Origin of the sequence: Pectobacterium odoriferum, from assembly GCF_009931295.1 — a bacterium.
GTDB classification, from domain to species: Bacteria; Pseudomonadota; Gammaproteobacteria; order Enterobacterales; family Enterobacteriaceae; genus Pectobacterium; species Pectobacterium odoriferum.
The window spans coordinates 1,024,362-1,038,136 of the sequence record NZ_CP034938.1 but is presented as its reverse complement, the minus strand read 5'-3'; the positions used below and the strand labels follow the sequence as shown (position 1 = coordinate 1,038,136).

12 protein-coding genes and 3 pseudogenes are annotated in these 13,775 nt (G+C 48.4%); 4 read left to right on the top strand and 11 right to left on the bottom strand.

Annotated elements, in window-relative coordinates:
* Positions 1–423: 423 nt before the first annotated feature.
* Both EO763_RS04655 and EO763_RS04650 read right to left on the bottom strand, forming a co-directional pair.
* A pseudogene (locus tag EO763_RS04655) lies at positions 424–1,050 on the bottom strand (IS5 family transposase); the annotation flags it as partial.
* Positions 1,051–1,196: 146 nt separating this feature from the next.
* Positions 1,197–1,949: an alpha/beta hydrolase family protein gene (locus tag EO763_RS04650; protein ID WP_039534118.1), complete on the bottom strand. Its 753-nt coding sequence runs from the start codon at positions 1,947–1,949 to the stop codon at positions 1,197–1,199.
* A gap of 244 nt (positions 1,950–2,193) precedes the next feature.
* On the opposite strand from EO763_RS04650, the gene EO763_RS04645 reads away from it, so the two are divergent.
* Positions 2,194–3,069, top strand: a complete 876-nt coding sequence (locus EO763_RS04645) for a DMT family transporter (protein ID WP_161528237.1) — start codon at positions 2,194–2,196, stop codon at positions 3,067–3,069.
* Positions 3,070–3,198: 129 nt separating this feature from the next.
* Positions 3,199–4,422, top strand: a complete 1,224-nt coding sequence (locus EO763_RS04640) for a MalY/PatB family protein (protein ID WP_039490274.1) — start codon at positions 3,199–3,201, stop codon at positions 4,420–4,422.
* Between the two features lie 427 nt (positions 4,423–4,849).
* On the opposite strand, the gene EO763_RS04635 is transcribed toward EO763_RS04640, so the two are convergent.
* The 3 genes from EO763_RS04635 to EO763_RS04625 form a co-directional block, all read right to left on the bottom strand.
* A complete protein-coding gene (locus tag EO763_RS04635) occupies positions 4,850–5,623 on the bottom strand; it encodes an SDR family NAD(P)-dependent oxidoreductase (RefSeq protein WP_161528236.1) in 774 nt (257 codons plus the stop codon).
* Positions 5,624–5,686: 63 nt separating this feature from the next.
* Positions 5,687–6,388 (bottom strand): DsbA family oxidoreductase, encoded by a 702-nt coding sequence (locus EO763_RS04630; protein WP_161528235.1) that lies wholly within the window; start codon positions 6,386–6,388, stop codon positions 5,687–5,689.
* A 67-nt stretch (positions 6,389–6,455) separates the two neighbouring features.
* Positions 6,456–7,562, bottom strand: coding sequence for an alkene reductase (locus tag EO763_RS04625; protein ID WP_039495264.1), 1,107 nt, complete (start codon positions 7,560–7,562; stop codon positions 6,456–6,458).
* A gap of 226 nt (positions 7,563–7,788) precedes the next feature.
* Between EO763_RS04625 and EO763_RS04620 the strand changes: the two genes are divergently transcribed.
* Entirely contained in the window at positions 7,789–8,118 is a 330-nt protein-coding gene (locus EO763_RS04620) for a thioredoxin family protein (protein WP_039495262.1), read from the top strand.
* A gap of 28 nt (positions 8,119–8,146) precedes the next feature.
* Here the strand turns inward: EO763_RS04620 and EO763_RS04615 are convergent, their stop codons facing one another.
* From EO763_RS04615 to EO763_RS04590, 6 genes and pseudogenes are all read right to left on the bottom strand, one after another.
* Complete coding sequence (locus EO763_RS04615) at positions 8,147–8,485, bottom strand: carboxymuconolactone decarboxylase family protein (RefSeq protein WP_016246488.1); 339 nt, start codon at positions 8,483–8,485, stop codon at positions 8,147–8,149.
* A 4-nt stretch (positions 8,486–8,489) separates the two neighbouring features.
* Entirely contained in the window at positions 8,490–9,071 is a 582-nt protein-coding gene (locus EO763_RS04610; RefSeq protein WP_039495259.1) for a TetR/AcrR family transcriptional regulator, read from the bottom strand.
* A gap of 226 nt (positions 9,072–9,297) precedes the next feature.
* The gene (locus EO763_RS04605; RefSeq protein ID WP_161528234.1) at positions 9,298–9,855 is read right to left on the bottom strand and encodes an OsmC family protein; all 558 of its coding nucleotides are present in this window, start codon (positions 9,853–9,855) and stop codon (positions 9,298–9,300) included.
* Positions 9,856–10,020: 165 nt separating this feature from the next.
* Positions 10,021–10,368, bottom strand: a pseudogene (locus tag EO763_RS04600) (ATP-binding domain-containing protein); the annotation flags it as partial.
* Between the two features lie 10 nt (positions 10,369–10,378).
* Entirely contained in the window at positions 10,379–11,419 is a 1,041-nt protein-coding gene (locus EO763_RS04595) for an IS630 family transposase (RefSeq protein WP_161528233.1), read from the bottom strand.
* 122 nt (positions 11,420–11,541) lie between these two features.
* The gene (locus EO763_RS04590; protein WP_161528232.1) at positions 11,542–12,879 is read right to left on the bottom strand and encodes an ATP-binding cassette domain-containing protein; all 1,338 of its coding nucleotides are present in this window, start codon (positions 12,877–12,879) and stop codon (positions 11,542–11,544) included.
* Between the two features lie 93 nt (positions 12,880–12,972).
* Between EO763_RS04590 and EO763_RS04585 the strand changes: the two are divergent.
* Positions 12,973–13,768, top strand: a pseudogene (locus EO763_RS04585) (IS5 family transposase).
* Positions 13,769–13,775: the final 7 nt, after the last annotated feature.

Below are 13,775 nucleotides of genomic sequence, written 5' to 3'. Positions count from 1 at the left end.
ATAAAGAGTAATATAATTAACTTATATGTAACATAACTCAAAAAATGAATAAAAGAGCTTATCCCACCATACTTCAATCTGCTTGTATATTGGATTTATCTAATAAAAACAACTCAACATGAGTTTCTCTTCAAAGGACTCATAATATAGTTTCTTGAGCAAAAAATAAATAAAATTAAGCATAATGAATATAGGAACAAAAATACAAATACAACGTTAAAATGACAACAAAAACCATGCCAATTAATTATAAAAATAAATCATAATAAGCCAAACTATAAACAGGGAGAAATAATAGCTTGATTTATAATTAATGTGAGCCTTTGTTGAATAAATCGGATTTAGATAACAGGTCACCTGTCAGTCATTTTCTCAGATAATCCGTACACTTTTGGGCATACCTGCGTGGGATCAGCGCCTTGATTTTTTGCGCCGCAGTTCGTCGTGGCACCGTTTTGTGTCATAAGCCCCGTCGGCTGAGGCGACCCAGACTTTTCGGTGGGTTTGGCGGATAAGCGCTGGGAATGCCTCCGCGTCGGTCACGTTGTTCAGGGATAGATCAGCGCAGATAACCTCGTGAGTATCGGCGTCTACTGCCAAGTACTGTTTTCGCCAGATACGGCGCTTTTCCTGACCGTGCTTTTTCACCTTCCACTCGCCTTCACCGAAGACTTTTAAGGCGGTGGAGTCGATAACCAGATGGGCAATCTCGCCTCTCGTAGGGTTTTTAAACGGGATAGTGACGGATTTTGCCCGCCTGCTGACGCAGGAATAATCCGGGCAACGGAGCGGGATATTCATTAGCGTAAAGATTGAGTCAATGAATCCCTGAGTGGCGCGCAGCGTGAGGCGAAAGACGCGTTTGAGCATCAGAACAGTGGAAATAGCCAGTTCAGAATAACGTTGCGGACGATCATGCGAAGAGGTTTTTGGCTCGTCGTACCAGGCCTGGATGGCCGAGTCATCAAGCCAGAATATCAGCGAACCGCGATTGAAGAGAGCCTTGTTGTAGGCCGCCCAGTTGTTGATTTTAACTTTTTGTTTTGCCACGGGATACCGCTACAGGATCAGGAATGTGATGATCTGATCCTGATTGCAGCCAGAAGTTCGATTTATTCAACAAAGCCGTGAAAATGTTGAAGTCTCAATAAATATGAACATCCAAATAAGTGCGTTTATCAATTAAGAAACTCCATTTATAGGTAACACGAGCTCCACGATAAAATAATATCGGCAACGTATTCGGCATCCTGAGCATGCGTCAGAAGGTGATCCGCCTTACCCAAGGAAATGAAACTCTTAGGATGCTTTGCTGCTTTAAATATCTTTTCGGCTTGCTCAATTAACACGGTGTCATCTTCAGGCGCATGGAAAATCAGTAGAGGTTTATTCATGGCGAACACCTTATGAGCGATTTTGTGTTCCTGAATATCGTCGAGCATCTGTTTCTTTAACGTAAACACCCGCCCAGCCAACTCTACTGGATAGGCTCCATGATGGCTAATATCTTCAATACTGTCCTTGAACAAGCGCTGTACGTGTGTTAGTTCGCCAGGAGAGCCAATAGTGACAACGGCCTTTGCCTCTGGGACTTCGGCGGCGATGGACAGGATAGCTGAGCCTCCCAGGCTATGGCCGATGAGCAAAGACGGCGCCTCGTACTGCCGGCGGAGATAATCTACCGCGCAAAGAAGGTCAGAAATATTAGATGAAAAGTTGGTGTTAGAAAAATCGCCTTCACTGTTTCCCAGACCGGTAAAATCAAATCGGAGAACGGCGATCGCGTTATCTGTCAGTTTTCGCGCAATTCGTGCCGCACCCTTAAGGTCTTTACCGCAAGTAAAACAATGGGCTAACAGCGCAAACGCTTTAGGGTTTTCAGGAAGTTCAAGTAATCCAGCCAGTTCCTCACCTGCCGCATTTTTGAACGTGAATTTAAGTTTTTTCATTTGGTATTCCGGGGCCTTAGTTGATGTCATGTATTTTCAACTCAGTTGAAAAACAATCTCCCGCATCACATTTTGCATAACACATTTTCATCCATCTCTGGGGATTTGAAACCGAGATTTATGACGAATGCCTGTCCTCACATTCCGGCGTCAATGCTGAATATTGTTCTTTCTATTCGATGAACACTTACGCTATGCTACCAACTAGATGGTAGTTTGCAAGAATTTTATGAGGACTCACTGAATGGCCAAATGCGCGCTTATTCTTAAAATATTCCTGGCGATGCTGGCCTTTGCGGCAAACTCAATTCTCTGTCGTCTGGCTCTTAAAGGAGGCCATATCGATCCCTTTTCATTCAGCAGCCTTAGGTTGGCCAGTGGTGCATGCGTCCTATTGCCTTTCCTGTTTTATCATGCGAAGGCTCCTTTATCGCTGTGGCGCCCGCTGAGTGGATTTTACCTGATGGTGTACGCGGTGCTGTTCTCTGTCGCCTACATCCATCTCGATACCGGAGTCGGTGCGCTGTTACTTTTTGGCGCCGTGCAGTTTGCGATGGTGATCCATGGATTATTTAAAGGAGAATCACTTTCCGCTATACGAGCATGTGGTCTTGTTCTCGCCCTGGCGGGAATTGCAGCCCTGCTGTTACCCGGAGCTAAGGCACCACCGCTTTACAGTACACTTCTGATGATTGCCGCAGGATTAGCCTGGGCCGCCTATTCCATCAGGGGGAAGGCGGCCCAGGCTGCTGGGGCATCAACGGCGGCAAATTTTGTTCTCGCCACGCCAATGGCTCTCGCTCTTTCAGTGCTGTTTATGAAGCATGGCCACTACGATGCTGCAGGCATCGGTTTGTCATTGCTGTCCGGCGCTGTCGCCTCAGCCGGTGCCTATGTGCTGTGGTACACCCTTTTGCCCTCTCTCGGATCTATTACCGCCAGTACTCTTCAGCTCAGCGTTCCCTGTCTGGCCATGTTAGGTGGCGTCGTATTTCTGGGTGAATCACTGACGGTCAGAACGATGTTTTCTGCCCTGGCCGTGCTGGCTGGTATCGTGATGGTGACGCGGGAAAAGGCAAACATCAGCCGCCCGGTGGCAAGGGTGAGAAGACACAAATAAGACAATTAATCGTTCAGTTGGAATGGATCGCTTATGTTAATCAAGCGTGCCTATTTTCCCGATCCGGTATCAGGCTGACAGTAATACTGAGATCAACGTTTCATACTCCACCTAAGGCAGGTTCATGAAATGAAATATGATTTTGATGAATACGTAAGCAGAGAGAAAACAGACAGTCTGACCGTGGACGGCTGGCGGGAATATCTGTTTGCCGGACAGTCCGAATTTGCGATGCGGTATCCGGCAGAAGGGTTAATCAACCTGTGGGTTGCTGACATGGCATTTGCCACGCCAGAACCCGTTCTTCAGGCCATCAGAGACCGCCTGGATAAAAAAATACTCGGTTACACTAAAATCTACGACGATGATTACTATAAAATCTTTGGGGACTGGTGTGAGCGACAATATGGTCATCGTTTCAAAACGGAAGATATTGTGCTATCTCCGGGCATTATTCCTGCGCTCAACCGTCTCGTCCCACTGCTGACCGACAAGGATGACAGTATTCTTATCATGACGCCTTCGTATGGCCCGTTTAAAAAAGCGGGTGAATACAGTCAGCGGCGTGTGGTGTACTCGGCGTTAAAAAAGTCAGCCAGTGGCTGGGAACCTGATTGGGAAGACTTTGCACGCAAAGCCGGTCAGGCCGATTTAGGTGTGAAAATTCTTTTCCTGTGTAATCCGCATAACCCGACCGGTCGGGTCTGGCGGCCTAATGAACTTAAGCGGATTATTGAAATTTGCCTAGCCAACGACATTTGGGTGATATCGGACGAAATTCACTGCGATCTATCCCGAAACGGTATCGGTCATACACCAGCCGCCTCTCTTTTCCCTGATTCCACACGCATCATTACCTGCATGTCATCAAGTAAAACATTCAATCTGGCGGGGAATTTATTAGCAAATATTATTATTCCGGATGCCGGTGTCAGAAGCGCCTGGCGTCTCAGGCACGACGAGTTCATCTCCCCGCTGAGCCTGGTGGCAAACAAAGCGGCGTGGAGTGAATGTGATGACTGGCTTATCCATCTGAGGGAATACATTGACGGGAATTTCCAATACCTGCACGACTATCTCAAAAGCTATTTCCCCGAAACCAACTTTTCGATCCCCGAAGGAACGTATTTGGCTTGGATAGACATTAGCCATTACCTGCCCAACACCGCCGGTGAGGATTTATCGCTGTATTTTGCCCGAGAGTCAGGGGTGCTTCTTGAGGGGGGCTTGCTGTTTGTCGACAACGGGGACGGATATATCCGATTAAACCTGGCCTGCCCACGGACCCTGCTGACAGCAGGGCTGCAACGAATCTCACAGGTGCTGCGGACGCCGGTTCCCCATAGAGTGTGATGCCTTTCTCATTGGCCGTTTTGGCCTGCCAGAATGTAGCCTGAACCCGGCATAACACCCTGTGCCGGGAACATAGAAATTAGCGAAGCTCATGCGGAAAGAACGAATGACTCCAGAGCTGTAGGCAACTTCGACCGCCTGAATGTCACCGTTGATTTCCACGTCGCTTAAGCAAAAAACCTTAAAACGCGAATCCAAGGCCGCATTATAAAATGCGTGGTGAGCGATGAATATCACTGGAAAAGACCATTGCTGAATTTAAATCCACGGTTTCCACCTGCGCAGGATCCTGAAAATGAGATGAGGATGAGTACAAGAACTGCTAAGCACGGGTAAACATCGTTAGCGAAGCCTGCTGAAGACATCTACGGCAGCAAAAAAATGCCGCCCGGAGAGGGGCGGCTCATGTCAATGTGCTTTGCTTTGATTAGCGTCTGACGGCCATGATGCCGGCATCGACGTCCCAGATAGCACCGGTGACCCATGATGTTTTATCAGACAGTAGGAACAGGATGGTATTAGCGACGTCTTCAGCCGTCCCGACGCGACCCAGCGGATGGAAGTCGCTCAGAGACTTCATCGCATCAGCAATCTCGGCTTTATCCATGAACCCTTCATATATCGGCGTATGTACAATACCAGGGGATACGGCGTTGACACGAATGCCGGCGCTGGCTAATTCAATCGCCAGATTACGCGTCAGGGCATGCAGACCCGCTTTTGCCATTGAATAGGCAGAGGATGGCGAGTCACCCAGTGCTGCCTGTGCCCCAATCGAACCGACGTTGACGATAGAACCTTCCAGCTTCACGGCGAGCATGTTCTTCACGACATCCTGCGTAATAAAAAACGTAGCGCGGTTCAGTGAAAGATACATGTCGTAATCGGCAACGCTGTGCTCAGTAAACCCTTTCGGCATGAAGATCCCAGCGGCATTCACCATCAGGCTGATATCGCGATGGTTGGCATTGATTTCCTGACGGATAGTTTCCATACCTTCTTCGGTCATCAGGTTCGCTGCGATAACGGCAACCGAACCCAGCGTGCTCAGCTCTTTCTGAACTGTATCCGCTTTGTCTTTTTTATTCCCGGTCAGAACAACGCTGCCGCCTGCTTCGAGTACCATACGCGCGACTGCCAGCCCCATGCCACTGGTTCCGCCGACGACGAGCAGCTTTTTGCCTTTGAAAAATTCACTCATTTCAGACTCCGTAATTTTGCAGGTGAGAAGTTACCGGCACGGTCAGTGCTAGCGGTAGAACGTTTAGATGCTGCACCCTTCAGTTCCGCAGGTCTGACCCGCAGTGGCTGAAAATTCGGTTTGCTGTTCATCCCATACCTGACGCAGGGCATTCAAAAAGTTGTCTGCGCTCTGAGCACCGCTGAGGGCGTATTTTTCATTCATCACGAAGACGGGAACACCGCTGACACCAATGGCGCGCGCGTGGGCTTCATCTTCAGCAACAGAGGCCCGCAAGGCGTCATTTTCGAGCGAGGATTCCGCGTCGCTTTTTGCCATGCCCGCTTCAACGGCCAGTGCAACCAGCTCCTGACGGTCGAAGAGGGAGCGTCCCTCTGTGATACTGCCACGGTAAAAACGTTCTTCGACCGCATCCGCAATGCCGGCTTTGCGCGCCGCGGTCAGGAGGGTGTGCGCATCTTCGGTGTCACCAAACATCATGCTGTCGAAGTTGTAGATGAGGCCTTCAGATTTACCTGCGGTGCCCACTTGATTCATCATCAGCTCTGCAGAGTGCTGGCTGCCCAGCTTCTTCACGATGGCATCCTTAAAAGGCATTGTTGGGCTACCGCCAGCTAGGCGGTAGCTGTGATGACGGATCACCACCTGATCGCGAAACTCAAAGCTGTTCAGACCCTGTTCAAATCTTTTTTTAGCGATCCAGCACCACGGGCAGACTAAATCTGACCAGATATCAATGGTGAGGGTAGGTTTAAGCGTTTGCATAATAAATTCCTCATAGACCATAGGGGCACGCACTCTCACGGAGCGTAGAGCTGTGCCCGTGTCGTATTTATTGAGCCTGCCAGGCCGGATAATCGGTGTAGCCTTTTTCCGGAGAGCCGCTGACGCCGTAGTACGTGGTACGGTCACTTTCAGCCAGCGGCCAGCCGTTTTGCATTCTTTCGACCAGATCCGGATTGGCAATGTAAGGCACGCCAAAGGCCACTAAATCCAGCTCGTCAGCCTCAAGCGCCTGTTCGGCAATATCGCGGGTGAAACCACCGGCAGCGATGATGGTGCCTTTAAAGGTGTTGCGGAAACGGCGGCGGAATCCTTCCGGAAGCGGCGCTTTGGTGTACACCGGCTGATAGTAAAGGTGTACGTAGGCCAGTTCGCGCTGACCGAGCGCGTCGGTGATGGCTGACCAGGTTTGCTCTTCGCCTTCATACGGCGCGAGGTCATAAATGCGGCCGAACGGCGACAGGCGCACGGCAACGTGGCTGTTACCCACGGCTTCCGCCACGGCGTCAATGGTCTCCAGCAGGAAACGCTGACGATTTTCCACCGAACCACCGTATTCGTCGGTGCGGGTGTTCAGTTCGCTACTGAGGAACTGGTCAAAGATGAATCCGTTTGCCGCCATGATTTCTACGCCGTCAAAACCGGCTTCCATCGCCAAGCGTGCGGAGTGCACAAAATCTGCCGTGATGCGTTTCACTTCGTGAGTTTCCAGCGCGCGCGGCTGGCTTGGCACAACCGGGCCCGGTTCTCCGGATTCGGTCAGCGCAAAAACGGTGGTATTGACCGCCTGCACGGTGCCCGCGGACACCGGTGCAATATGACCCGCTTGCAGGGAGACGTGAGACATCCGGCCAACGTGCCACAACTGGGCGAAAATACGTCCACCTTTAGCGTGAACAGCTTCCGTGACCTTACGCCAGCCCTGAACATGCGCGTCGTTGTAAATCCCCGGCGTGTAGAGATAGCCGCGTCCTTCTTCTGAAACAGGCATACCTTCCGTGATGAGAAGACCAGCAGAAGCGCGCTGTGCGTAATACAACGCCACAACCTCGTCCGGCACGTCATTCATCGTGCGGGTACGAGTCATCGGTGCCATAACCACGCGATTTTTTAACGTCATGCCAGACAAATTATAGGGGGTGAACAGCTTACTCATCGTGTACCTCACAAAGACAAAAAGGGTTTACCCCCGCAGGGGAAATACAACATCCGCCAGATTTACCGACCTAGCGTTGTCGCATGGGAGTTGCGTAAACATCGGATGGGTGGCACTATACCAACCATCTAGTAGGTAGGTCAATGAGGCAAAAAAATATTTATGTGTGCTACCTAACGCAGCAAGCGCTTGTTTAAACGCGACTCCACTTAATGAGAACATCAATATGCGTAAGTTAACGTCTTATAACGAAGATAATTTCCGGCAGATAGAACAGTACGAGGGGATATCCGTAGTGCGTTTTTCTGCGCTCTGGTGTCCGCCCTGTCGGGCGAGCGAAGATATGTTCAGTCAGTTTGCAAAACGACTGGATGATGATATCCAGATAGGGAAGGTTAATGTGGATCAGGCTCCGGTTCTGACGACTAAATACGAAATATGGGGGCTGCCGTCGGTACTGATATTTAATGAGGGGCAATTGGTAAAACGCATCCCCGGCGTGAAACCTTCTGCGGTATACGCTCAGGCGATCGCGGACATAAAAAAAGGGCAATAACGCCCTTTATTACACCACTTTTAGACGCTTAACCACGAGCCTGGCTCACTGCATCGAGAGTACGTGCTGAATAAATCACAGCCGCACCCGCATTGAGGTTGATCGCAACGCCCAATGCTTCAGCGATTTCTGCGTCCGTTGCACCGGCTTTTACTGCGGCGTCGGCGTGGAAGGCAATGCAGCCATCGCAGCGTGTGGTAACAGCACAAGCCAGTGCGATAAGTTCGCGAACTTTGGCACCCAGAAGGTCGGTCTTATTGCCTGCATTTCCCAGAGCAACAACGCCTTTCATGGTGTCTGGGGTCAGCTTGCCTAGTTCACCAAGGCGCTGCATTAAATCTGTGCGGTAGTTATTCCAGTCTAACATGATCTTATTCTCCGAAAGGAAGGGGATTGAGGAGCAAATTTATATACTTAAGGTTGTTGCTGAATACTTCGGGTCTGGCCGTTGCACGAGCAACAACGCTGGCACCTTCACATAGATTGATGATGATCAGTGCCATGTCTGAAGGAGTTGTGTGGGGGAAAAATTCCCCCGCATCAACCCCGCCCTGAACGATTTTCGTGAGCCAGGCGATTTGCATATCGAAATAGCGCGACGTCTGTTCAGTGATATTTTGTGGCAAATTGGCCGTATCTGCAGAAAGCGCACAGCACAGTGGCAATAGAGAAGCCCTGTGGCTTTGTAAAAAAAGATCGACGTAAGCCGCTATCCTCTTTTCTGCTGATTTCGCAGTGGCTTCAATTTGTTCAAACTGCCTCTGCGTATCAGAAAATGCCTGTATTACGACCTGTTCACCTAAAATATCTTTTGTCGGAAAATGATGGTGAATACTGGCCTTTGTAATACCGACAATTTTCGACAGGTCGGCATAGCTGAAAGCCGAGTAGCCTTTTGCCCGCATCAAATATTCAGCCTCGCTGAGAAGGCGTTCCCGCGTCATCGTTGTCATAAAAACCCCATATAATCTACTAGTAGATAGATTTTATTCCTGCCCTTTTCGAGAGGCAAGCTCTATTCCTAGCCTGAGCGTAAAAGAGAATTATGGTTCCGGAAAGAGTGGGAGCGTCTCCGTGTTCAGCGGCATGGCTTTAATACCCGTCACGCATTACGCTTTATGAAAAAACAGGCTGCCAGTGAAATAAGGTAGCGTTATCTTTTCAGTAGATCACCCGGCGTCAGGCCAGACGGGTGATCACATCAACCGGGTTTGCGAGCGTGTCGTGGATCGGTGAGTTCTTTTTCATTTCGCTAACCAGCGCTTCCAATTCTTCGCGGCTGGCAGACTTACTTTCCAGATGTACGTCCACGCGAATGGACCTGGCACCCTTACGCACGCTGCTATCAAGACCGAGGAAGCCATTAAGATTGATATCGAAGTTCATATCAAGTTCGATACCGTCAAGCTCAATCCCTTTTTCAGCCGCCATCATAGTTAGCGTTGCGGTATAGCACCCCGCCAGTGCCTGCATGATGTATTCCGTCGGGCTCATGCCGGTGTCGGTACCCAGTAAGCCTGCGGGTTCATCACCGATATTGGAGAATTTCCCTACGCGGCTGTTATCGACAACACCGTCCTGAATCGTTGCACCGGTCTCAGTACGCACGGTTAAACCGCCGTTGGAACGGGCTTTCATTTGGAAAGTCAGATTACCCAAGCCTGGCTGGGCACGTACTGCTTCACGGGTATTGTGGATCGCATCAGCTGCGGCAGAAGGTTTAACGCTAGTAGACATAATGACTCCTGATATTTCTTAAAGAAAGAATGTAGTTATCACAACGACAACCAATCAACTAGTAGGTAGATTAGTGTGGGAAGCTATTCTTGTCCACTCTTTTATGAAAAAGAGGGCAGAAAGCCCCAGCAAACAATTTTATCTCACGTTAATTCTTTGATTACTTTACTGAGCCGCCTTAACCACGAATAGCTCAAAGCCGCTGAGCAACTCCTCGGCAATATCATCAGGCTCTTCCTGTTCACAGAGCAGCTTCAATAGTGCATTTCGAACCAAAAGTTTTCGGACCAGGGTTGTGGCCACATATAGCAAATTGGTTTCATCCGTCCTTGCTTCTTCAGATAGCAACGGGTTGGTAATATCCGAGAAGTCGTCGTTCAGGATCACCGTATCCCATTCAAGCCCCTTGCTACGATGCGCGGTCGATACCACAACATCGGCATCTTTTTCATTCGTCGTCGCCTGACGGCGCAAGACCTGTAATTTTTGTGGAAGCGGGAAATATTTATCTAAATAACTTCGCCTAATACCGCTCCACTTTAGCCAGACCATGCTGATTGCCGAGGAACGGCGAAGCGGCATTCATAAATAGCTTTACCTGTTCCAGTAACTGCCACATATACCGACACTGATGGTTACGCGTTATGGTCTCGTGTAACGACAACCAGAGTAACTCGATTGGATTCAGCCACGGCGAATACGTGGGCAGAAACAACAACTGGAACGTCGTATTTTTCTCCAGCCACCGTTCCACCTTGCGGCTTTTATGAATGATGTAGTTATCAACGACTAGCGTAATAGTTTTCGCTCGCCGATATGTCCGCCGTAATGTCTCTAACAGATTGATAAATAAATCAGAACACTTTTTACTGCCGCCGACGTAATGGACTCGTCCCGTATCCGAATGCAGTGCCCCTGCCAGATAATACTTTTGGTTATGTCCCAGCGTAGTAATACGTTTCTGTTGCCCTTTGAGCATCCAGTCCGCGCCGATTTTCGGGTTCAGGTCGATATCCACTTCATCCTGATAAAATACCGGATGGGTCGGCTGCTTCCGGACGACCGCCTGTTCGATGGCGAGTCGCTTTTCCTCATAATGCGGGTCTTTTATTTTCAGTGTTGGCGCGGCTCTGCGCCAGACAATACCCGCTCGTCTCAGGTAGCGGTGCAACGTGGCAGGATGAAGCGCTACATTAAAAAGCCGATTAACGATAAGCGCCAACAACTCAGTGCTCCAGCGGGAGCGCAGCCAGCCAAAATCCTGAGGAGAACGCTGAACCAGAAGCGGTAGAGTATGCAGGATATCCGCGACCGGCCAGCGTGGTGCCCGTCCGGATTTGAGGCTCTTTAGTCCTTCAACACCCTGTAACGTAAACCAATTTATCCATCTCCCAACGGATGAGCGAGCCGCACAGAGCAGTCTGGCGACGTCGGTGACGGTCATTCCCCGATGTAACATCAATATGGCGATGAGTCGTCTGGAATAGTTTTTATCACGTGTTTGTTGGGCTTCTTTACGCATTAGTCGTCGTTCTTCATCAGGGATTGCTGCTATGATCGGCATCGCTCAGTCCGGTTGGTGGTTTGTGATGTTTGGCGATTGATCAGATCGCACAATCCGGACTGAGTTCCCTTTAAGTGATCGACTATTTGGCGAAGCTATTTAGCTTTAGTCAGATGACAGAATTACTGTATCTTATGCCGTATTTCGATGATTAAGTTACTCATTGACAAGGTATTGAGTCGCTTATCCATTTCGTTTGTGTTTAAAGTGTCTAAATTTGCATCCCACTCATCCAAGAGGATAATACGACTCCGAACCCCTGATAATAATTCAAGTTGATGTAATTGTTTTTGTCCTGTGGAGCCTGACAATCCATCGTCATCGGTATCAATACCAGGGCCAAAAAATAAAGCATCAGGATGCTTACTCTTTAAATACTTCATGATCGATGATTTTCCTGCACCATTTGCCCCCATGATCAATATCCTTCCATTAGGATTACGATCAATAAAGCCATCACCTAAGATATCTTGTAAATTTATCTCGCTGCCATTATACAAATTGGTAATTGATAATTTATCAGGTTCAATATTAGCAAGATAATCATAACCTTTTAGCGTTGTAGAAAAGGAATACAACTTCGTAACCTTTCTCTTCAATAAAAAAATTTGGCTGGTACTCATGCTTGCAGCATGAATGTTCTGGAATAACTGCAAACTTCTTGGCAGTACAGCGACCAACGCTCCGATAGCGACTTCATTAGCTGAAACCTGATAATATGAAAACCCTACCATAAGTGGGATGGAAATAAGAATAGGCGTGCAGGATATTATCTGCTCTAATAATTTATACGATTCTTTCCGTTTGAAATAAACAGACGCTTTCTCTCGGGTTAAGGCCTGTGCTGAAGCCAGCCGTTCCCGATCACCATAGAACATACTATCCCAGATTTTACTCATAAAATTCAATGCCGTGATTTTATCACTTTGCATGCTTCCAGCCATCTCCCCGATTTTACCTTTTGCCAAAAACAATAGTATGACTGAAAATAACATGCAAAAAACAATGACCCCAGCTAACTCTACGCCCAAAATTATAAATAGCGCAATAGTTGTAAAAATAACGTTGAAATATATTGCGAGAATCTCAACAAACTCAAAACCAACTTCATCAAAAGTACTGAGCGCTTCGCCACTTAGCCAAAGCTGAGTCATCTTTTTGTTCTCTTCCGTCGCAAACGAATGATTACGTGAGACATCACTCAGTGTTGACAAATAATACCCCTCCCATAATGAATTCGATAACTTAACACGATAAAACAAAGATGAAGAACCAAAAATATAAGCAATAAAAATAGAAAAAAAGAACATCCCAGTATAAAAAAGAGTCTCAGACGAACTTATATTAATACTTTCCCCAGCACGACCAATAAAGTAGGTCGATAATCCAACAAGTATTTGCTGGAGGCAAATAAAACCAACACTAACTATAAAAAATTTGTTTAAAATAACGTTATTCATTTTTTAATAATTGTCCCTATTAGCTTAAGTGCGGCTTTGTTGAATAAATCGAACTTCTGGCTGCAATCAGGATCAGATCTGTAGCGGTATCCCGTGGCAAAACAAAAAGTTAAAATCAACAACTGGGCGGCCTACAACAAGGCTCTCTTCAATCGCGGTTCGCTGATATTCTGGCTTGATGACTCGGCCATCCAGGCCTGGTACGACGAGCCAAAAACCTCTTCACGTGGTCGTCCGCAACGTTATTCTGAACTGGCTATTTCCACCGTTCTGATGCTCAAGCGCGTCTTTCGCCTCGCGCTGCGCGCCACTCAGGGATTCATTGACTCAATCTTTACGCTAATGAATATCCCGCTCCGTTGCCCGGATTATTCCTGCGTCAGCAGGCGGGCAAAATCCGTCACTATCCCGTTTAAAAACCCTACGAGAGGCGAGATTGCCCATCTGGTTATCGACTCCACCGCCTTAAAAGTCTTCGGTGAAGGCGAGTGGAAGGTGAAAAAGCACGGTCAGGAAAAGCGCCGTATCTGGCGAAAACAGTACTTGGCAGTAGACGCCGATACTCACGAGGTTATCTGCGCTGATCTATCCCTGAACAACGTGACCGACGCGGAGGCATTCCCAGCGCTTATCCGCCAAACCCACCGAAAAGTCTGGGTCGCCTCAGCCGACGGGGCTTATGACACAAAACGGTGTCACGACGAACTGCGGTGCAAGAAAATCAAGGCGCTCGGTGGCGGAAACGGCGATGTATCGTGTAAAACAACTCTTTGGTGGTCATCTGACCCTGCGGGATTACAATGCACAAGTCGGAGAAGCTATGGCCATGATCCGTGCTTTAAACAAAATGACGCGTGCAGGTATGCCCAAAAGTGTACGGATTATCTGAGAAAATG